Source organism: Desulfosporosinus sp. OT (genome assembly GCF_000224515.1).
GTDB lineage: Bacteria > Bacillota > Desulfitobacteriia > Desulfitobacteriales > Desulfitobacteriaceae > Desulfosporosinus.
In genome coordinates this window covers 24,858-44,621 of sequence record NZ_AGAF01000179.1, presented here as the reverse complement: position 1 = coordinate 44,621, position 19,764 = coordinate 24,858, and the positions used below count along the sequence as shown (strand labels likewise).

Annotated in this window: 19 protein-coding genes, 1 pseudogene and 2 riboswitches; of the genes and pseudogenes, 17 read left to right on the top strand and 3 right to left on the bottom strand. The window is 41.5% G+C overall.

What is annotated here, in order from left to right:
- The first annotated feature begins 813 nt into the window (after nucleotides 1–813).
- Nucleotides 814–1,068, top strand: coding sequence for a hypothetical protein (locus DOT_RS17875; protein WP_009621733.1), 255 nt, complete (start codon nucleotides 814–816; stop codon nucleotides 1,066–1,068).
- A 527-nt stretch (nucleotides 1,069–1,595) separates the two neighbouring features.
- On the top strand, nucleotides 1,596–1,838 hold the full coding sequence (locus DOT_RS31120) for a helix-turn-helix transcriptional regulator (RefSeq protein ID WP_009621731.1): 243 nt from the start codon (nucleotides 1,596–1,598) through the stop codon (nucleotides 1,836–1,838).
- A gap of 440 nt (nucleotides 1,839–2,278) precedes the next feature.
- Here the strand turns inward: DOT_RS31120 and DOT_RS17865 are convergent, their stop codons facing one another.
- Nucleotides 2,279–2,518: a CooT family nickel-binding protein gene (locus DOT_RS17865; protein WP_009621729.1), complete on the bottom strand. Its 240-nt coding sequence runs from the start codon at nucleotides 2,516–2,518 to the stop codon at nucleotides 2,279–2,281.
- 342 nt (nucleotides 2,519–2,860) lie between these two features.
- Nucleotides 2,861–3,052: riboswitch (cobalamin riboswitch) on the top strand.
- Between the two features lie 204 nt (nucleotides 3,053–3,256).
- Between DOT_RS17865 and cbiQ the strand changes: the two genes are divergently transcribed.
- The 15 genes and pseudogenes from cbiQ to DOT_RS17790 all read left to right on the top strand — a co-directional run bounded on the left by cbiQ (nucleotide 3,257) and on the right by DOT_RS17790 (nucleotide 18,893).
- On the top strand, nucleotides 3,257–4,123 hold the full coding sequence (gene cbiQ, locus DOT_RS17860) for a cobalt ECF transporter T component CbiQ (protein ID WP_009621727.1): 867 nt from the start codon (nucleotides 3,257–3,259) through the stop codon (nucleotides 4,121–4,123).
- Nucleotides 4,124–4,135: 12 nt separating this feature from the next.
- Nucleotides 4,136–4,966, top strand: coding sequence for an ATP-binding cassette domain-containing protein (locus DOT_RS17855; RefSeq protein ID WP_009621725.1), 831 nt, complete (start codon nucleotides 4,136–4,138; stop codon nucleotides 4,964–4,966).
- Nucleotides 4,967–5,007: 41 nt separating this feature from the next.
- Nucleotides 5,008–5,759 (top strand): annotated as a pseudogene (locus DOT_RS17850) (energy-coupling factor ABC transporter permease).
- Entirely contained in the window at nucleotides 5,759–6,076 is a 318-nt protein-coding gene (locus DOT_RS17845) for a cobalt transport protein CbiN (protein ID WP_009621721.1), read from the top strand. Before DOT_RS17850 ends, DOT_RS17845 begins: the two are co-directional and overlap by 1 nt.
- 332 nt (nucleotides 6,077–6,408) lie before the next feature.
- Entirely contained in the window at nucleotides 6,409–7,149 is a 741-nt protein-coding gene (locus tag DOT_RS17840; RefSeq protein ID WP_009621715.1) for a precorrin-6A/cobalt-precorrin-6A reductase, read from the top strand.
- A complete protein-coding gene (locus DOT_RS17835) occupies nucleotides 7,146–8,210 on the top strand; it encodes a DMT family transporter (protein ID WP_009621713.1) in 1,065 nt (354 codons plus the stop codon). The genes DOT_RS17840 and DOT_RS17835 overlap by 4 nt, the downstream gene beginning before the upstream one ends.
- 671 nt (nucleotides 8,211–8,881) lie before the next feature.
- Entirely contained in the window at nucleotides 8,882–9,634 is a 753-nt protein-coding gene (locus DOT_RS17830; protein WP_040412701.1) for a DUF4198 domain-containing protein, read from the top strand.
- Between the two features lie 31 nt (nucleotides 9,635–9,665).
- Complete coding sequence (locus tag DOT_RS17825; RefSeq protein ID WP_009621709.1) at nucleotides 9,666–11,243, top strand: ABC transporter substrate-binding protein; 1,578 nt, start codon at nucleotides 9,666–9,668, stop codon at nucleotides 11,241–11,243.
- A gap of 6 nt (nucleotides 11,244–11,249) precedes the next feature.
- The gene (locus tag DOT_RS17820) at nucleotides 11,250–12,221 is read left to right on the top strand and encodes an ABC transporter permease (RefSeq protein ID WP_348982156.1); all 972 of its coding nucleotides are present in this window, start codon (nucleotides 11,250–11,252) and stop codon (nucleotides 12,219–12,221) included.
- Between the two features lie 4 nt (nucleotides 12,222–12,225).
- Complete coding sequence (gene nikC / locus DOT_RS17815; protein WP_009621706.1) at nucleotides 12,226–13,041, top strand: nickel transporter permease; 816 nt, start codon at nucleotides 12,226–12,228, stop codon at nucleotides 13,039–13,041.
- Nucleotides 13,042–14,004: an ABC transporter ATP-binding protein gene (locus DOT_RS17810; protein WP_009621705.1), complete on the top strand. Its 963-nt coding sequence runs from the start codon at nucleotides 13,042–13,044 to the stop codon at nucleotides 14,002–14,004. It begins immediately after the preceding gene.
- A complete protein-coding gene (locus DOT_RS17805; protein ID WP_009621704.1) occupies nucleotides 13,970–14,953 on the top strand; it encodes an ABC transporter ATP-binding protein in 984 nt (327 codons plus the stop codon). The genes DOT_RS17810 and DOT_RS17805 overlap by 35 nt, the downstream gene beginning before the upstream one ends.
- Nucleotides 14,954–15,011: 58 nt before the next feature.
- Nucleotides 15,012–15,662 carry a class I SAM-dependent methyltransferase gene (locus tag DOT_RS17800; protein ID WP_009621703.1) on the top strand — a complete coding sequence of 217 codons (651 nt, stop codon included), beginning with the start codon at nucleotides 15,012–15,014 and terminating at the stop codon, nucleotides 15,660–15,662.
- A gap of 157 nt (nucleotides 15,663–15,819) precedes the next feature.
- Nucleotides 15,820–16,005, top strand: a riboswitch (cobalamin riboswitch).
- Between the two features lie 117 nt (nucleotides 16,006–16,122).
- Complete coding sequence (locus tag DOT_RS17795) at nucleotides 16,123–18,213, top strand: ribonucleoside triphosphate reductase (RefSeq protein ID WP_009621702.1); 2,091 nt, start codon at nucleotides 16,123–16,125, stop codon at nucleotides 18,211–18,213.
- On the top strand, nucleotides 18,210–18,893 hold the full coding sequence (locus DOT_RS17790; protein ID WP_009621701.1) for an anaerobic ribonucleoside-triphosphate reductase activating protein: 684 nt from the start codon (nucleotides 18,210–18,212) through the stop codon (nucleotides 18,891–18,893). The genes DOT_RS17795 and DOT_RS17790 overlap by 4 nt, the downstream gene beginning before the upstream one ends.
- 135 nt (nucleotides 18,894–19,028) lie before the next feature.
- Here the strand turns inward: DOT_RS17790 and DOT_RS17785 are convergent, their stop codons facing one another.
- Both DOT_RS17785 and DOT_RS17780 read right to left on the bottom strand, forming a co-directional pair.
- Nucleotides 19,029–19,370, bottom strand: coding sequence for a type II toxin-antitoxin system PemK/MazF family toxin (locus tag DOT_RS17785; RefSeq protein ID WP_009621699.1), 342 nt, complete (start codon nucleotides 19,368–19,370; stop codon nucleotides 19,029–19,031).
- Nucleotides 19,370–19,612 carry an AbrB/MazE/SpoVT family DNA-binding domain-containing protein gene (locus DOT_RS17780; protein WP_009621697.1) on the bottom strand — a complete coding sequence of 81 codons (243 nt, stop codon included), beginning with the start codon at nucleotides 19,610–19,612 and terminating at the stop codon, nucleotides 19,370–19,372. The genes DOT_RS17785 and DOT_RS17780 overlap by 1 nt, the downstream gene beginning before the upstream one ends.
- Nucleotides 19,613–19,764 lie beyond the last annotated feature (152 nt).

Sequence of the window (19,764 nt, the reverse complement as noted above, 5' to 3'; positions counted from 1 at the left end):
GGGAGGAGGAACATTTGAAACAAGCAAGCTGTGAAGTAGAAGTTTTATTTAAGAAGGTTTTCGAACAAGACTCTTACCCTAAGTCCTTTGAGTTTACTTGGAATACTTATCCGGTGACTATATTTATAACGGGGTTTCGCCTAATTACTATGTCCTTAGGAAACTGAATGATAATTGAAGTAACAAAGCTGCTCTTTAGTAGAGTGGCTTGTTACTTTAGTTAATGGTAATCCCTTCAATTTTTGACGGTAGAAGCTTTCTCAACCATATACCCATCATAGATTACGGCAACGTTACCTGTCATTTGAGCAATGATTCCTAAATCATTAGCTACAAGCAGCATGAAGGTTTTAGAGTTGTCCCTCGAGTGAGACTACTCCTTAAGTATCTGGAATCGCACAGTAACATCGCGAGATGTGGTTGGCTCATCAGCTATTTAGACAGCTGAGTACACGAACACGTCTTGAAAATAATAATGATTAGAAATCATCATTTATATATCCTTAGAAGAGTTATAGAAATCTTATAGGAATGCTTTTTATCAGAAGGTTTGGGTTGATATTTTCAAAATCAGATATATATCATAAAAGCAGTTTTTAATCCTGTATATAATAAGATATTGGCCTTTAGATCGCTTTGGGAGATTGGCAGAATAAATATAGGGCCCGGGAGCTTCACATAACAGCGTGTTACCAAAATCTGTGAGAACATGAATGTAGTAACCAGACTTCGGGAACACGCAAACCGTTATATGACAAATGGCGAAAAGATCGGCCATCCTTGACCGGCTTAAAGGGGAGGAAGAATTTTTAGATGTTTTTTATCTCTACAGACCCTAAAGGGAAAGTTTATCATGATTTAATCGACTTGGCTTTCCAATGTTGTGATGAGTTCATATTAGTGGCAAGAAAAGATATTGATGTATCGGACAACGCAAGAACAGTTATCGAAAAATTAACAAGTTCACTCAAAGAAATAAAAGAACAATTTGAATGGCCGGGGACAAGATATTTTGGGACAGAACCAGCATCAGTTTATTTTTTAACACTGATAATCAGGCCAATATAATATTAAAAAAGTTTCGAATTCACTACACTCATGGATACAACCACAACTGCCAGAAGATCTATCTTTTAGAAAAGGAAAAGAACTTTGGTTGATGAATACATCTCATGAGACAGAAAGTTATTTGGTTACTCGAATACTGCACAAGCAAATTTGCGGCAGCAGTTCATCATTTAGAATCGATATGATACAATTGCACAATATTTCACAAAGTTGCTCATAAGAACACCATGTTATAATTAGTAGTTAGGAAATATTTTTACTATTAACCCCCTTCTTTCTGTTAATGGCGTTTGTTATGGTCGGTCTGCTAACCTACCCTAAATTGTTCTACCACTACATTCTATTCTAGGCCTTACCTTCCTAATCCAGCAATATTGGAAAAATTTTCTGATTTAATTTGATTTGAGGGAGAAATATTTCTAAGTGACGAAACCAAAATTTATTTGATCTCTTAATTGAAAACTCCGCAAGTTTGGAAAGTTGTTTAATTTTGCTCGAATATAATGACCATGTGAGGTGGAAAAGGCATGAATTACAAAACGGATATGAAGCGATGTCGGAATTGCATTGAGGCGCATATCTATGAGGAACTCACGCCACGTCGACTTGCTGAGTTGCTAGGCTATTCTTTTTACCACTTCTGTCATGTTTCTTATGCAGTATTCACTACTGATCCTGCCGATCTGGCCCACGATAAGGGAGCTTTCGCTAATACTATTCAAAAGACCTGGAAGTATTTTTTGAAGAATGGTTTTTCTATAATGGAATAGAAAATTTATTTAAAACGATTGGGGAAAATATTGATGGCAAACTCCCTACAGGTCATCACTGGCATAGCGAACTATTAAAACAAATGACCGAAGACACAAATAATCGCGCGCCTGTTATTTCACAGGGTCTAACGGGAAAATTGGTAGAATACTTGGCGTTCAGACATTTTTATCGTAACTCATACTCCTTTTTCTTGAAGTGGAATGAGTTGAAGAAACTGACGGACCCTGTAATATTAGTATGGTTAGAATGTAAAGCGGAATTGAAGTCATTCATAGAGAGCCATATTTAATTATTTGCAAGGCGTTTACCCCGGAATTATATTCTGGGGTTATTAAATTTTGTTAGGCGATAGGTCATGTGGGATCGGGCGTCCTTGCCCGGTAAATAAAATAACCACGACAGGATGAATAATCTCAAGTCGTGGTTATAAAAAGATTTAGGTGCTTACTTTGGATAAGCATGAAGTGCTCTCTTGGACATTGAATGGTGGGCACCTTTCTAAGATAATACGGTGGTTGAGAAGGGTCATGTCTTTAATTTTGGCTTGGATGAACAACTGTTTCCCGAAAATATCCATGAGTTTTAGACCGTTTTCATAAGGCTCGATGATATCAACTGATTCCATGAGTAATACCTCGTTTTCTCCATCTTTGAGATAGGCATTTGACTCACACATTGAAGATCACTCCTTCTTTTAAATAAAGCAAAAAGACCATAGAAAACTGACTAGCAAGTGTCAGACCTCCATGGTCCTGGAAAACCTTCATGGTTTTCTCGATTTATGACTATTCATATATAAACATACACATTACAGACGTTCGCCAACTATTTATGAATTCCTGCTAAACTGATGTCTAAACTGAGTAATAATCGGTATGGATCGATATAAGATTTGCTCTGTGATATCCCAGACCTGCTCGGCAATATTATTTTCAGAGAAAATGTAGGGTGTTGCCGATCACTATAACGTTAATTAGTTCTAGACAGACTGCCTTAAGTTGTGCTAATATTTAATTAAATCAAATATCGAGGAATAAGTGATTCTTTTCCGAGGAAAAGAATTGAAAAGGGAAGTCAGTTAAGCTGACGCGGTGCCCGCCACTGTAAAAGGGAGTCTACTTACAAAATGTCACTGGGGATCTATTCCCGGGAAGACGTGAGTTGATGAAGATCTTTAGCCAGGAGACCTGCTTATTCCGAAGTCAAAACTACCTACGGGAATGTTAGGGGGTGTATTAGCTGTGTCTTTGGAGCTACTATTGTGGTCAAATACCAGTTAAACCTTTTACCTTTATTATGTGGTAAAGGGTTTTATTTTTTTAATTCGTTTTAAATATTACTTTCAAAAATAAAGAGAGATAATCCGTTAGATTGATTTGCACTTGCCAAGGTTAGCTCACGGAAGGGGAAAATGATGAGTACAGTCATTCTCAAAAGTGGACATCGGGATGGACATACCCTTGGGGATGAAATAAATCATCGTCACCATAAAATCGGACATAAACACGGCGAAGGGTCGTCCATTGATGCTTATGCTTATTCTTCAAAAATCAGAGATTGGAATCCTGCTTTTAAAGTATCTCTTTCCTTGCTGACACTGATTCTTTGTATTGTATTGAACAATCCCTATGTATCCGTTGCGGTCATCATTGCAATGGCCTATTTGACCATCATAGTAGGAGGACTTTCAATACAGGCCTATTTGTCGATACTAACGATCCCAATCTTCTTTATTCTTCTTGGTACTTTTACCATCGGCATTGACTTTTCGACACAACCGATTGGACAGTATCATCTGTACCTTGGTCTCTTCTATGTGTTTACTTCCCAGGCGAAGCTTAAGATGATGGTTTTTTTGATGGTGAAGGTTTTTGCGGCAATTAGTGCTATGGAAATGATGACCTTATCGACTCCATCCTCCGAGATTATCAGTGTGATTCAAAGGGCACATGTGCCGAAGCTTATTATAGAACTGACGAATTTAATTTACCGTTACATTTTCATTCTGTTTGATGTCAATATCAAAATGAGAAATTCCGCCGATTCCCGTCTTGGCTTCTGTGATGTAAAGACTTCCTGGAAAACATTTGGAAATATTGCAAGCAATATGCTGATTGTTTCGTTTAAAAAGGCTGATGCTTATTATAATGCCATGGAAGCCAGATGCTATGATGGAGATCTTATATTTTTGGAAGAGGTTAAAAAGGTAAAACCAATACAAATTGCCAAGGCCGCAGTATTCATAATTTTTCTGATTCTGCTTTGGGGCTTTACACGCTAGAAAGGAAAGATTATGGAAGAACCAATATTAAAGATCAGGGATCTATATTACGACTACGGGAATGGGACGACTGCATTGAACGGCGTTAGTGTGGATATCTATGAAGGTGAGAAAATCGCTGTCATTGGTTCCAACGGTGCCGGGAAATCTACATTTTTCCTGACTACGAACGGAGTGCTCAAACCGGACCAGGGAGAAATCAGTTACCGTGGTACAATCATCAATAAAAAGAACTTAAAAGAGCTACGGAAAAATATTGGCATCGTATTTCAAGAAGCCGATAATCAAATCATCGCCTCCACTGTTATGGCAGAAGTCGGATTCGGGCCGATGAATTTAAAACTTCCCAAAAAGGAAGTATTGAAACGGGTGGAGGAAGCACTGACCTATATGAACATCCTGGATTATAAGGATCGTCCGCCTCACTATTTGAGTGGCGGAGAAAAGAAGCGCGTCAGCATTGCCGATATCATTGCCATGAAATCAGAGATCATCATCTTTGATGAACCGACTGCGGGACTGGATCCTTTAAATGCACAGATGCTGGAGGAAGTCTTAGACAAGCTTGGTTCAGAAGGCAAGACAATGCTTATTTCAACCCATGATGTCGATTTTGTATACAGATGGGCTGAAAGAGCCATCGTATTCTGGCAGGGGAAAATTATCGCAGACGGAACGCCGTTGGAAATTTTCCAAAACAAAGAAGTATTAAAACAGGCAAATCTTAAACGACCAACAATAATAGAAGTCTATGATTTGCTTGTAGAAAAACATCTTCTTGAAGATACAAAAGCCTATCCCATAAGTATCCAGGCCTTAAGGGAAATGCTTGGGAACATGTAATGCCTGAGACATTAACATTAAGATTTAAGGAGCAAAGAAAAATGAACATAAAAGAAAAAGGATTTTTTGTTAGTATAACAGCGATTGCTTTACTTTTCGGAATACTTCCCGTAGCAAACGCAATGCATATTATGGAAGGTTATCTTCCGGTCGGATACTGTATAGCGTGGGGGGCTATCTGTGTCCCATTTTTGGTGATAGGTTATCTGTCAATTAAAAAACAATCGCTGCGGATCGCAAATCCATTACTTTGCTTGCCATGGCAGGTGCCTTTATTTTCGTACTTTCATCTTTAAAGATTCCGTCTGTAACTGGAAGCTGTTCACATATGACAGGTACCGGACTTGGTGCAATTTTATTCGGGCCTACCGCAGTCAGCATCCTGGGTATCATTGTCCTGATTTTCCAGGCAATCCTGCTTGCTCATGGCGGACTGACCACTCTAGGTGCTAATACGTTTTCTATGGCTATTGCAGGCCCGTTTCTTTCTTATGGAATCTACAAATTATGCCAGCTGCTGAAAGTCAATAGATATGTCGGCATTTTTCTGGCAGCATCCATCGGTGACTTATTTACCTATTGCGTAACCAGTGTTGAGCTTGCACTTGCCTATCCGTCCGAGACCGGTGGTGTCCTAGCATCTGCACTCAAGTTCCTTGCAGTATTTGCACCGACACAACTTCCACTGGCAATTATCGAAGGTATTCTGAGCGTTGTCATCATTATGGGTCTTGAAACCTACGCAATACCAGAATTGAAGAAAATTGGATTCTCAATCGGAGGTAATAAATAATGGCAAAGACCAAAAACAAAGTGATCATTTTATTAATTTTAGCTGCATTGATCGCCCTTGTACCATTATTTACATTAAAAGGTGCTCAATTCGGTGGTTCAGATGATGCAGGAAGTCAAGTAGTTTCCCAGATTACAGGTACCGATTATCAGCCTTGGTTTACTCCTGTTATGGAAACCTGGATTGGCGGAGAATTACCAGGCGAAATTGAGAGCTTACTTTTTTGTGTACAGACAGGTATTGGAGTCGGCATTCTTTTCTTTTTCCTGGGAAGATTCGTAGAAAGAACTAAGATTGAGAATATGAAAAAGGGTTAGAGTATAAAGTTCGTAAAAGGGAAAAAAGAAAGATCAATGGGGTGGTGCACCGCGGTGAGAAAATAGTCGCGCTCAGCTCAAACGGAGCAGGCAAGCTTGTTCGTTTTTGCACTTTAATGGGATTTTCCAGTCGAAAAGGGTTGCATCCGTTTCCGTGGATGAAAACTTTCTTATAAGCCAGCTGAAATTATGGAACTGCGCCGCAAGATAGGGATTGTCTTTCAAGATCCGGATAGTCAGCTCTTTTCGACTAGTGTTTATCAGGGTATCTCGTTTGGTCCTCTATTGGCCAGGTCAAAAAACTTTTTGAAACAAAGGATGTCTGAGAAAAAATGATCATACTTTTGGGAGAAACCGCTGCGGCACGGGAAATCGCAGCATATCTTAATAATAGAGGACTTGAGTTTGAACGTATACAAGTCTGGACGGAAAAGGTATGCTTACGGATGCCTTCCGTCATTCTTGATGCTAGCCATCCTTCAAGCAGTGGTAAGTTAACAACGTTAAGCCTATGGTGTGAACAAAGGGGCATTACCTATCTCAGGCTTGAAAGACCTGAAACTAAAGTTCCTACAAGTGCCTTAATTTATCCGGTTTATCATTGGGAAGAAGCTTTACTCTGCCTCCAACAACGCGTGTCTGCAATATATCAAGATAAAGGACGGCGGGTAACAATTTTTATTACAACGGGTAGTCATCAATTAGAAAGCATTGTGCATAGCTCCTTTGCTGCCTTAACTCGTTTGGTTGTAAGAGTTCTACCGGAAGGACGTTTAGTCCAAAAATGTAAGGATATAGGTATAAACCCCAAAGAAATTGTAGCTATGCAAGGCCCTTTTTCCAAAGAGATAAACAGAGTATTGCTAAAGTTCTATGGAGCAGATCTTCTTTTGACTCGGGACAGTGGTCTTGCTGGTGGAACGGATACAAAAATATCCGCTGCCTTAGAACTTGGTCTAGAGATTGTGCTTTTAAAAAAAGCCAAAATCAGTACTGGTTTGACTGTAAACAATGTGAATGAATTGCTGGATTGGGTTGATAATAATATTATAATCAAGAGGCAATCAAAATGAAGTTGAACAGAAATATTGTCCCGATGCTCAAAGCCTCAATTGCTGGTGCTTTATTTGGGATCAGTGCGCCGATTTCAAAATTGCTTTTGGGTGAAATAGCCGCACCATTAATGGCATCATTTCTATATCTGGGCAGTGGCGTTGGACTTTTCCTTCTAAGATATTTCCAAAGGTCGACCGTTTTGTTCAGTGAGGAGGCTAAACTCACCAAACATGATTGGCCGTGGCTAATTGGCGCTATACTTGTAGGCGGGATTGCAGCCCCCATAGTTTTGATGTTCAGTCTTAAGAATACACCTGCAGCCTCGGCTTCCCTTCTCCTGAATTTTGAGGGAGTGGCAACTACCATAATTGCTGTTGTTGCCTTCAAAGAGGCAGTTGGGAAACGCATAGGGAGTGCTGTAATACTAATTACATTAGCTATCATCCTGCTTTCATGGGATTCATCTGGACAGTGGGGTCTGTCGATCGGTGCTTTTGGGATTCTTTGTGCTTGTATTCTTTGGGGAATGGATAATAATTTCACACGCAATGTATCGGCAAAAGACCCTCTTATGATTGTAATGATTAAAGGATTGAGTGCCGGTAATTTTTCACTTATATTGTCCCTTATTCTAGGTTATTCATTGCCTGCTATTAGTTTTATTTTAAAAGCAATGTTACTCGGATGCTTTAGTTATGGATTGAGTATTATTTTGGTTATCCAAGCGATGAGAGACCTGGGATCGACAAGAACAAGCGCATTATTTGGAACTGCTCCTTTTGTAGGAACACTATTTTCTCTGATTATATTTGATGAAAGTTTAAACGCATCGTTTTTTCTTGCCCTTCCAATCATGGTCGTGGGAGCAGTGCTCTTATTAAAGGAAGATCATGATCATTTACACGAACATAAACCTATAGTACATGAGCATAGGCATGGACATGATATCCACCATACACACCGTCATCTTAATGAAGAAGTACTTATATGGGGAAGCCACTCCCATGTTCATGAACAAGAACTTATTGTTCATAAGCATTCGCATAAACCAGACATTCATCACAGGCATAGACACTAAAAAAAGCTTTCCAGACAAGTTCATAAGAAGTTGCCTAAGAAAGACTCATTTTAAGAAAGGGTCAGACCTAATGATATCTTGACGGTCAGATCAAAATATCATTAGGTCTGAAGTTGTTAGATGCAGGATAGTTTTGAAGGCGTTTTGAAACAGTAAATTTCATTACATCAACTTTGGAAAGGCATCCGGCATAGGTTCATATGCCAATAATCACCTCCTTTGCAAAATGAAAAAGACCACGGAAAGTATGACCGGACTTAAGTCAAGTCAAGACCTCCATGGTCTCATTTTTCATAATGAATATTTGTTGTTTTCTTATGTTTATATCTATTCTACACGAAAGGCTTAATCCCTTCTGCTTCTTAAATTATTTTTCTAAATATTTAATTTTTATTATCAAGAAACGTGGCAGGAATTTGAACAAGGTTATAGAATATTTGTTGAAAATGATATCGCCGAGCAGAACCATGAAGGTGTTTGCAAAGACCATGAAGGTTTGACTTTTTAAGTCAGCTTTTTTGGTCTTTTTATTTACTTAAAAGGGGGTCGCCTTGTTGGTGCTCGGGTTCATTAGGATACGAGGGACAAGTTAGGAAAATGCGCTCATTCCAGCTTGGAAAATGAGGACTTGCTTAAGCAGAAAGGTGCATAAAGGAGAAGGGGGAACTAGTATGAAAGTAGAGTTTCTTGATACCACAGACCATATGGAATATGGTCATGAGGGTTGGTTGGAGCCAAACACAACCCATGTCCATGAAGGCGATCCGGTGGAAATATATTTTAAATGGGGTCACAATATGCAAGCTCATGGACTTGCAAGAAAAGAAGGTTTGTCCGCACATGTGCTTTTGCCTGACGGACAAAAGCAGCAATTGGAGATACAAGATTATAAACCAAGCAGCTATTTAATGCAATTCACACCAAAAGAAATAGGCTTATATCATTTTATATGTCATAACAAGGGCTATTATGTAATTGACAAGGAAGGAAAGCACTTGAGGGGGACCTTGAAGGATTATCCCGACTCTCCTAAAGCCACATCCTTTACACAATTTTCGCATTTGACAATGCTTGTCGGACACGATTTGTCAAAGGAACAGTTATCTACATCACCGCGGCTTCCCTTGGCTATTGTCCCTGAAGAGTGGAAAAAATGGAAGACAGGAGAAGATATTAATTTTACTTTATACCTTAATAAAGATGTGTTGCCGGAAAATGACATAGATTTGGCGTGCGCCGAAGATGAGGAAAGCTCCGTGGAACAAATGAAGATGAAGACGGATGGAAAAGGAAAGCTTAATATAAACGTTGAAAAAATAGGACAGTACCTGCTGATAGCACGTCACCATTCAAACGAAGGAGAGACAGGGGTTTATTACGATACACAGTTTACGTATACGTATTATTACAGCATTAAAAAATAAATACCCAGCTAGAGAGGGGAAAGGAATAGGGATGAAACACTTCACAAAACTATTTATGGCACTTTTAATTCTTTCATTAACAATGTCTTCCATGGTCGGTTGTTCTAAGGAGGTCACAGAACCTCAAAACGGATCTTCAGATGTACCCCAGGTATTGACTATTGCTTACGGTAATGATACGGATGCCAAATCGATTAAAGGAACGGGAGATATGTTGCTAAAAATATTCTCCACAGACCGATTGGTGGAAATAATTGATGGAAAGATACAACCGAGTTTAGCGGCTTCCTGGGACATCCAGGATAATGGAAAAACAATAATCTTCCATTTGCGTAAGGATATTAAGTTTTCGGATGGTACACCCTTTACAGCGGAGGCGGTTAAATTCACCTATGATCGCCTGATTAAATATAACATCAACCAATGGACACAAATAGGCAAGTTGGAAAAGGTAGAGGTTGTCGATCCTTACACGGTGGCTTTTCGCATTATTCCTGGTCAAGAGGGCTATCTGGTTATGAACTCGTTTGCTGAATATCAATGCAGTATCTTGAGTCCAACTTCAGTAGAGCCTAAGGACGATCCTGCGGCACCCTTTGCTACACTTATCGGTACGGGTCCTTGGAAAGTGATAGATTACAAAAAAGACCAGTACACAGTTTTTGCTCCAAATGACAATTATTACGAAAAAAAACCGACGTTGCAAAAAGTGACGGTTAAAGATATTCCCCAGGCTGAAGCTCGTGTGTTGGCGTTAAGGTCGGGAGATGCGGATGTTGTTGTCGATTACTATCATGGCGGATCGGCCTATACTCCCCGAAATTTGCTTAAGTCTCTGAAGGATGACGGTTTTCAGGTTTTGAAGAAAGAACTTCCCATGACCACTGCGCTGGCGTTTAATTATAAGAAGGATTTGTGGAATAACGTAACAGTGCGCCAAGGGATAAATTATGCTATCAATAAAGACGACCTAGCAGCCTTATTTGATGGGTGGATTAATCCGGCTAAGGATGGACTGTTTTCTCCTTCAGCACCGTTTATGAAGGAAGCGGGAGTGAAAGAGTATTCCTATGATGTACAAGAGGCGAAGAAACTCATTAAGCAAGCAGGTTTTCCAGAAGGATACAAGCCAAAGATGATTGTACAGAATCAAAACCCTGATGAGGTTAAATTAGCGGAATTGATCAAATCCCAATTGGCTAAGGTTGGAATCGATCTACAGTTAGATGTCTTGGAAGCGGGGGTTTATTCGGACAGAAATAAAAAAGGGGATTGGGATTTACGTTCTTATTATATCGGCGGACCGGAACGGCGCGCCTATCTCAGGTTGGACGGGAGATTTAATCCGCAAGCAGCGGAATTTGGTGGGTACGGGTATTTTAGCTCCCCTCAGATAACCCCTGTGTTAGCAAAAGCAGTAACCTCTTTCGATGAGCAAGAACGGTTAAACTCTTTCAAAACACTTTATAGCCTAATCAAAGATCAGGCTGCCGGGATACCACTTTATAATGAAGCAGTTTTTGTAGTGGCTAAACCGAACATCAAGAATATTGAGTATGTGAGTTCCGAACCTCGTTTTGACAATGTGGTTGTAGAGAAAAAGAAGTAGGAGCAGATTGCGGGCTCAGGGAGGTGTGGAAATCTGGCTTATTATATCTTTAGAAGAGTTGTGCTATTAGTTCCGGTATTGCTGGTAATTTCATTCATCTCCTTTGCCTTAGTCTATCTAAGCCCAGGTGAGCCTGCTCGGTTGATCCTCCAAAAAGAATTGCAAGGCGAACCGAGTCAGAGACAAATCGATCAATTCAATCAGGAAAATGGCTTGGACAAGCCCATGCTGGTTCAGTATACGACTTGGTTAAAAAAAGCGGCAGTGGTTGACTTTGGTACTTCGTTGAGCACCAAAGAGAATGTATCCGTCATGTTTAGACAAAAATTTTCTGCCTCAGCTAAGTTATTTATCGTCGCCCAGCTTATATCCTTGGCTATAGCCTTACCTTTGGGCACCTTGGTTGCACTTAAGCCTAATTCCAGATTAGATAATCTATTCAGGGTAATAGCTTTGGCAGGTATATCGTTGCCCAGTTTCTGGTTGGGGATGCTTTTGGTCTATATTTTTGCAGTTAAGCTTCATTGGTTGCCGGCATCGGGGTATGAAAAACCGGCGAATATCATCCTTCCAGCCCTAACCATGGGGATTACAGGTGCTATGGAATTGATGAGGCTTACAAGAACGAGCGTGATGGAGGTGTTGTGGCGCAACTTTGTGCGGACGGCTAAGGCCAAAGGACTAAAAGATAGAGTGATCCTTACGCAGCATGTCTTGAGGAATGCGCTAATCCCTGTGCTTACGGCGTTAGGCTTACGTGTCAGTCATATGGTGGGCGGGGCAGTAATTGTGGAAATGTTATTTGCTTGGCCGGGTTTGGGTCGCTTTTTGGTCCAAGCTGCCGGTGAGCGTGATATACCAGTAATCCAAGGCTTTGTTTTTATGAGTGCGCTTACGTTTGTGGGTATCAATCTAGTGTTGGATCTGTTATATGTCTTCCTTGATCCCAGGATAACCTACAAAACAAAAGGAGGCTAAACAGGTGCTGAAATCGATCTGGTTAGGCCTGGCGTTTATCGTATTGCTTGTGTTTCTAGCTTCTGTTGCTCCACTTTTAACGCCCAAAGACCCGTTTCAAGTAGATATGCACGAGAGATTGCAGGGAATCAGTTGGCAACATCCTATGGGAACTGACCAGCTGGGCAGGGATTTGTTAAGTCGAATTATTTATGCAACGAGGACCTCCATAACGGCTTCCTTTAGCGTTGTCTGGGCTTGTCTGGTCATAGGAACAGTCGTTGGCGCAATAGCGGGTTATTATGGTGGTATTATTGATGAAATCTTGATGCGTTTGGTCGATGTGGTGATGGCGTTCCCTTCATTTATCTTGCCAATTGCCATTACGGGCATCTTGGGGCCCTCCTTGGCTAATATTATCCTAGCCCTGGTCCTTACTTCTTGGGTAGGGTTTGCCAGGATGGTGCGGAGTAGTGTTCTGGCCCTGAAAAACTTACCCTATGTCGAAGCTGCTCGAGCCATGGGCTTTAGCACCTGGGAGATCATGAAGGATCATATTTTGCCCAATGCGGTTCATCCGGTGATTGTTTATACAACGTTCAAAGCAAGCCATACTATTTTGGCAATTTGTGGTTTGAGTTTTATAGGTTTAGGGGCGCAACCGCCAACGCCTGAGTGGGGCAGTATGCTTAATGAAGCAAGTTCGTTTATGGGTTCGGCGCCGCATCTTTTCATCTTTCCGGGGTTGATGATTATGAGCACAGTGTTGGGTTTTAACTTATTTGGAGATGGCTTGAGGGATTTTATGGATCCCAGTCTCAGAAAGGAATTTGAACTGTAAATGGAAAAGACGTTATTGAAAGTACAGGACCTAGCCGTTGAATTCCGGACCAGACATGGTCCGGTGAGGGCGGCGGACCGGATTAGTTTTGAGGTCAAGCCCCAAGAGACCTTTTGTCTTGTTGGAGAGTCTGGGTGTGGAAAAAGCGTCGTAGCCCTGGCGATCTTGGGTTTGTTGCCGGCTAATGCTTTGGTGAATGGGGGGGTGTGGTATAGGGGAAGCAACCTCTTGCCTTACTCAACCCCCGAACAGAAGCTGGTCAGGGGCCGGGAAATAGCAATGATCTTCGAACAACCGATGGGATGTTTAAATCCGGTCATGAGCATTGGTGAGCAAATAATGGAAGCCTATGGAGTCAATAACGAGTGTTCTAAGCAAGAAGCTCGTAGGGGGGCCAAGCGGCTGATCGAAGAAGTGGGCATTTCGGCACGGCGTATTCGAGATTATCCCCATGAACTGAGCGGCGGTATGCAGCAGCGGGTCATGATTGCCATGGCTTTGGCCTGTCAACCGAGCTTGCTCATTGCCGATGAGCCGACGACGTCTTTGGATGTGACGGTTCAATATCAGATCATCCAGTTGCTGCGTGATTTAAAAACTCGTTATGCCATGTCCTTGCTTTTGATCACCCATGATTTGGGGGTTGTGGCGGAAATGGGCGATCGAGTGGCCGTGATGTATGCTGGGAATTTGTTGGAAATTACGAATGTGCATGATTTCTTCTTTACCCCAGGGCATCCTTATTCCAGAGCGTTAATTAAGGTAGTGGAGGGCAACTCCCTAAATCCGATTCAGGGAAATGTCCCCAGCCTGACAGATCAATTACCGGGGTGCCCTTTTTATGCCAGATGCCCTGAGGCGATCAGCTTATGTGGTGAAATACGGCCTCGGGCCAGTTATCTAAACAATAAGATGGAGAGGTGCCATCTTGTCCAATTTGATGCGAGCCGAAAGGCTAACTAAATACTATTATCCTAAAAATGATTTGAGGTTTTGGGCACGCCAGCCGGTGAAGGCAGTCGATGATCTTTCTTTCTCGATTGCCGAAGGGGAAAGTTTTGGGCTGGTTGGGGAAAGTGGGTGCGGCAAATCGACGGTAGGCAGGTTACTGCTGCGTCTTTCAGAACGGACAGAGGGAAACGTCTATTATAAGGACACAGATCTTTATTCCCTCTCGAACAAAAGGATGAAGAATCTGCGTGTTAAATTGCAGCCCATCTTTCAAGATGCCGATAATTCCTTGGATCCCAGATATACAGTAGCTCGCTTGCTGGCAGAGCCGTTTAAACGATATCCAGGAACTCAAGGAGGTCAAAGAGGTCAACGAGACAATGACCCAAGGATCAGTCAGTTACTGGAACTGGTTAATCTAGGCTCAGAATTACTGGAAAGGCATCCGCATGAGCTCTCAGGGGGACAAAGGCAAAGAGTAGGCTTAGCAAGGGCGTTAGCTTTAGAGCCGGAGTTTATTGTGGCCGATGAACCGGCTGCCTCCCTGGACCTGTCCGTTCAGGCTCAGGTGCTCGATTTGTTGAAAACGAGGCAGGAACAGAAAGGGATTGGGTTACTGTACATTTCGCATAATCTCAGAATTGTGCGGGTCATGACCCAGCGGATGGCTGTCATGTATTTGGGTAAGTTTTTGGAAGTGGGAGATACGGAAAGTATTTTTCGGAACCCCTTGCACCCGTACACCAAACTGTTGATCTCTTCACTCCCAATCCTGGATCCGTCAAAGCGCAAAAGTAAGCTCGACTTGGCTGTCAGTGAGCCACCTAATCCGTTTGCCCTCCCTCAGGGATGTAGGTTTCATCCTCGTTGTCCAGATTGTCAGCCCATATGTGAAGTGGAGACGCCTAAACTTCTCCCGATCGGAGAGGGAAGAAGTTTGGCCTGCCATCTCATTCGGTAACTAAAGTTAATTCAAAAATTAAAATCAAAATCAAGAAATGAATTCAGGAGGGGTTAAGATGAGTGAAGTTCTTGAAAATATTGAGGAGCGCTGGAATACCCATGCCAAAAGTTATGATGAACGGCATCATGGACATCTTAGTGCAGAAGATGCGACACGTTGGGAGAGTACTTTAAAGACCCATCTGGGTCAGGATCAGAGTATCGAAGTCTTAGACGTGGGGACAGGAACAGGCTTTTTGATTTTAAAAGCTGCTGCACTGGGTTATAAGTGCACGGGAGTGGATATCTCGGAAGGGATGATGACCATTGCCAAGCAGCACGCCGTTGAGAAAGGCTTGGCAATAGATTTTCGTAAAGGCGCTGTCGAACAATTGCCTTTCCCCGATGACTGTAAGGATGTCATTATGAACCGCAGTGTGATGTGGACGCTGCTGCAGCCGGAGGTGGCTTTAAAGGAATGGCAGAGGGTACTTAAATCTGGCGGGGCGCTCTTGTGCTTTTGTTCAATAGGGGAAGGGAAGGTTGGCAATAATCACTATAGCCAGGAAATTGAAGATATGCTACCTCTAAAAAGTGGTACTAAAGAAATGTTTGTATCAGCTTTTGAAGAGGCTGGTTTAACCGAGGTAGAAGGAATATTACTAGAGGGAATCAAAGATAAACATGGTGATAAAGACTGGTATGTGATTAAAGGTAGAAAAATGTAAGAATTTAAGAAATTAAACAAGTGCTAGCTAAAATATGAACAAACTGTCGAAATTCCAGAGAGAGGAAGGTTTTGAAGATAAAAAGCCATGAATCAGATTCAGACAGTCAGATTCATGGTTGACACATTTGACTAATATGGAGTAACATAATAGTAAGTAAATATTGGAAAATAAAGGTGCAAGTACTAAGAGTACAGCTTAAAAGGGAAGCAGGTAAAGTCCTGCACGGTCCCGCCACTGTAATGGGGAGATGTTTCATACGATAGCCACCGGTAAATACTGGATGGCCTGGAACGTTTAATGAACCAAAGTCAGAAGACCTGCCTTTATCTGATGAACCAATAACTCTACGAGCGATAGGGGGTTCTATAAATAGGATTGTATTTAGGGACATATACAGCCTCTTGGCGCTCAGCGTCGAGAGGTTTTTTAATTGAGAAAGTTGGAGGTTATGTAAGCGATGATAGCAGAAATCATTAAAAGAAATGGAAGAATTGAGCCTTTCAATCAAGAGAAAATTGTACATGCTATTTTTAAAGCTGCTACGGCTTGTGGAGGATCAAACTTTGAGCGTGCCGAGGAGATAGGCAGACAGGTTGTTGAAGTCTTACAAAATAATTATCGGGACAAGCAACCCGATGTAGAATCGATCCAAGATATCGTCGAAAAAGTCCTCATCGAAAATGGACATGCCAAAACAGCCAAAGCCTTTATACTGTACCGCCAGAAAAGGAAAAGCACCCGAGAGATGGATGCGCTTATTGGCGCGACTATTGGCATGTTTTCCGACTACTTAGGAGATAAAGATTGGCAAATTAGTGAAAATGCGAACACCCAAAAAAGTATTAATGGTTTAAACAATTATATACGAGAAGCATTCACTAAAAAGTATTGGCTTTATGAAATCTATCCGCAGGAAGTTCGCGAAGCGCATGAAAACGGAGACTGCCACATCCATGACCTAGGCTTTTTTGGGCCCTATTGTGCAGGCTGGGATTTGAGGCAGCTCTTGTTGGACGGATTCGGAGGAGTATCTGGCAAAGTGGAAAGTGGTCCAGCCAAACATTTACGATCATTCCTTGGGCAAATCGTTAATTCTACCTTTACCACTCAAGGGGAAACTGCGGGGGCTCAAGCTTGGTCAAGCTTTGACACTTTTTGCGCGCCGTTTATTAGGCAGGACCAATTGACATTTACTCAAGTCAAACAGTGTTTGCAAGAGTTTGTTTTTAACATCAATGTTCCCACAAGGGTTGGATTTCAATGCCCTTTCTCTAACCTTACCTTTGACATCAAGGTGCCTGCAACGTTGAGAGATGAGCCGATTATTATCGGGGGAACTTATGCTGAGACTAAATATGGAGATTTTCAGGAAGAGTTGGATATGTTCAACTTGGCGTTTTGTGAAGTGATGCTGGAAGGAGATTCTAAGGGAAGAGTGTTTACTTTCCCAATTCCAACGATTAATATTACCCCAGACTTTGATTGGGAGAGTCCAGTAGCAGATGCCTTCATGAGAATAACTTGCAAGTATGGTATCCCATATTTCGCCAATTATGTGAATTCGGATTTGTCACCTGAAGATGCCGTATCCATGTGCTGTAGGTTAAGATTGGATACCGGAGAACTTAGAAAAAGAGGTGGAGGATTGTTCGGAAGCAATCCGCTCACAGGGTCCATTGGTGTATTTACTATAAACTTACCCAGATTAGCTTATCTGTCCCATACAAAGCAGGAATTTATGGAACGTCTGAAACAAATGGCTGTAATCGGCCGTACAGCTTTGGAAATCAAGCGAAAAATCATTGAGCAGCAGTCTGATAGGGGACTCTATCCTTATTCCTGTTATTATTTGAGACATGCCAAAGAACGGACGGGACAGTATTGGCACAATCATTTCAGTACGATTGGCATTGTTGGTATGAATGAGGCCTTACTGAATTTTATGGGCAAAGGAATTGAAACAGAAGAAGGTCGAGAGTTTTCGGTCAGGGTCATGAACTATTTGCGAGAGCTCCTAGTCAAGTTTCAACAGGAGACGGGAAATGTCTACAATTTAGAAGCGACGCCTGCCGAGGGAACCTCCTATCGCCTGGCCATGTTAGATACTAAAAGGTATGACTCAATTATTACTGCTGGCGATGAAGTTCCTTATTATTCAAACTCAACCCAACTTCCAGTAGGTTATACAGACGATATTTTTGAGGTTTTAGAGCTACAAGACGAATTGCAGTCTCTTTACACAGGGGGAACGGTACAGCACCTCTATCTTGGGGAAGCGGTTGAGGATATAGAGGTCTGTAAGCGGCTTATTCAAAAGATATTTAACAAACACAAGATCCCCTATATTTCCATTACGCCAACCTTCAGTATCTGTGATACTCACGGATATATCAGCGGCGAACATTTCAATTGCCCGGAATGTGGTGCTGAAGCCGAAGTATGGTCCAGAGTGACAGGCTACCTGAGACCGGTCAAAAACTACAATCTTGGCAAGAAAGAAGAGTACAATCAGAGGAAAAAATTTATGATGCCAGAGGTGGTAGCTTGAATATTGCAGGATTTGTAAAGACATCCTTTGTGGATTATCCAGGCAAGATAGCCTCTGTGGTTTTTACTCAAGGCTGTAATTTAAGATGTGGTTATTGTCACAACGCCGGTCTACTAGATCTTAATGACACTTCAAACAGTATTCTAACTGAAGAAATTTTTGAATGGCTTGCAAAAAGAAAAGGAATGATCGATGCAGTGGTTGTAAGCGGTGGGGAACCGACATTACAAGCGAATCTATATGTTTTCATCGAAGAATTGAAAGCCATGAATTTACTCGTTAAGCTTGACACAAATGGAACCAATCCGGATATTATAAGAGCATTGATAGAAGATGAGCTGCTGGATTTTATCGCCATGGACATAAAGGCTCCGCTCTCCAAATATGAAAGTATTATAGGGACAAGCCTGTTGGAGTTAGCGGCAATTCGGCAAAGTGCAGGAGTCATAAAAAATAGCGGACTTGCTCATGAATTCAGAACAACACTTTGCCCTGAACTCGAAGCAGAGGATATACCCTGCATTATTTCGGATTTCGAAATTGATTCAAATTATGTCATTCAAGGCTGCAGAGGCACGGATCTTAAAAAAACTACTTGGGACAAACAGAATTTGAAGAGATTAACTTTGTTGTCTAAAGATAATTTGTCCTTGGCTTTTCGAGGGCTCGAGGTTGGTTAGGTGAGTATGGATTGGGTGATGCTATTTGCAAGCACTAGAGCCTTTTAGACTAAAGGCATGCAAACATTTGTACAATCCCTTAAAGAAATAAGCAGGTTTTTCCTTGATTAGGAAAAACCTGCATTACGAGCCATTTTAATGGGGCAATTCGATGAAACCAAATATTATATCTACAACCTCTTCTATAATATCCCGAGGTGCTTTTTCTTTAAATGCAGCATTTCTCGCCGATATATCGAGAGCTTTTACCTGTTCACACATGACAACACCTGTTGTTGTCACTCGAGCATCGAGAACAACATGAAGAGGGAATCCGCGGTTAGTGTTCGTAATTGGACATACCATTGCTAATTTCGTGAAATTATTGAAAGTATTATTGCTGACCACGATACCGGGCCGTCTTCCTTTCTGCTCATGCCCGGACTGTGGGTCGAATTCAAGTGTTATAATATCGCCCTGTTCTGGTGTATAAGACATTAGTAGGCCTCTTTTCCCTTTGTTTCTCCAGTGTCCCATTCACTGCATTTATAATCACCAGTATAATCGGCTAAACGTTCTTCTAATGTTCTATGCTTTTTAATGATGCGTTTAATAACGATACTGTCGTTATCCGCATTAATCTCCACTCTGTCATTTTCGTGTAAATCAGCAACCTCTAGGATTCCTTTTGGTAAGCGTATGGCATGGCTATTTCCCCATTTTTGAATTATGGCATGCATTAAGTTCACCCCTAAGTTTAGTATATACAAAGTTTCTACATTTGTGAACTTTTTTATTCAATAGATAATTGTTGAGATAGGCATTTGATTTAACGTGCGGTCAGAGTCAGACTTGATGATATCGTGTTGCCTGATTCAGCGAATGCAAAACT

Bases quoted from the DNA above. Each gene is read 5' to 3' on its own strand.
- DOT_RS17845 (WP_009621721.1), top strand. From the start codon at position 5,759: ATGGCAAAGACCAAAAACAAAGTGATCATTTTATTAATTTTAGCTGCA.
- cbiQ (WP_009621727.1), top strand. From the start codon at position 3,257: ATGAGTACAGTCATTCTCAAAAGTGGACATCGGGATGGACATACCCTT.
- DOT_RS31120 (WP_009621731.1), top strand. From the start codon at position 1,596: ATGAATTACAAAACGGATATGAAGCGATGTCGGAATTGCATTGAGGCG.
- DOT_RS17840 (WP_009621715.1), top strand. From the start codon at position 6,409: ATGATCATACTTTTGGGAGAAACCGCTGCGGCACGGGAAATCGCAGCA.
- DOT_RS17830 (WP_040412701.1), top strand. From the start codon at position 8,882: ATGAAAGTAGAGTTTCTTGATACCACAGACCATATGGAATATGGTCAT.
- DOT_RS17855 (WP_009621725.1), top strand. From the start codon at position 4,136: ATGGAAGAACCAATATTAAAGATCAGGGATCTATATTACGACTACGGG.
- DOT_RS17795 (WP_009621702.1), top strand. From the start codon at position 16,123: ATGATAGCAGAAATCATTAAAAGAAATGGAAGAATTGAGCCTTTCAAT.
- DOT_RS17865 (WP_009621729.1), bottom strand. From the start codon at position 2,518: ATGTGTGAGTCAAATGCCTATCTCAAAGATGGAGAAAACGAGGTATTA.
- DOT_RS17825 (WP_009621709.1), top strand. From the start codon at position 9,666: ATGAAACACTTCACAAAACTATTTATGGCACTTTTAATTCTTTCATTA.
- DOT_RS17785 (WP_009621699.1), bottom strand. From the start codon at position 19,370: ATGTCTTATACACCAGAACAGGGCGATATTATAACACTTGAATTCGAC.
- DOT_RS17835 (WP_009621713.1), top strand. From the start codon at position 7,146: ATGAAGTTGAACAGAAATATTGTCCCGATGCTCAAAGCCTCAATTGCT.
- DOT_RS17875 (WP_009621733.1), top strand. From the start codon at position 814: ATGTTTTTTATCTCTACAGACCCTAAAGGGAAAGTTTATCATGATTTA.
- DOT_RS17810 (WP_009621705.1), top strand. From the start codon at position 13,042: ATGGAAAAGACGTTATTGAAAGTACAGGACCTAGCCGTTGAATTCCGG.
- DOT_RS17800 (WP_009621703.1), top strand. From the start codon at position 15,012: ATGAGTGAAGTTCTTGAAAATATTGAGGAGCGCTGGAATACCCATGCC.
- DOT_RS17780 (WP_009621697.1), bottom strand. From the start codon at position 19,612: ATGCATGCCATAATTCAAAAATGGGGAAATAGCCATGCCATACGCTTA.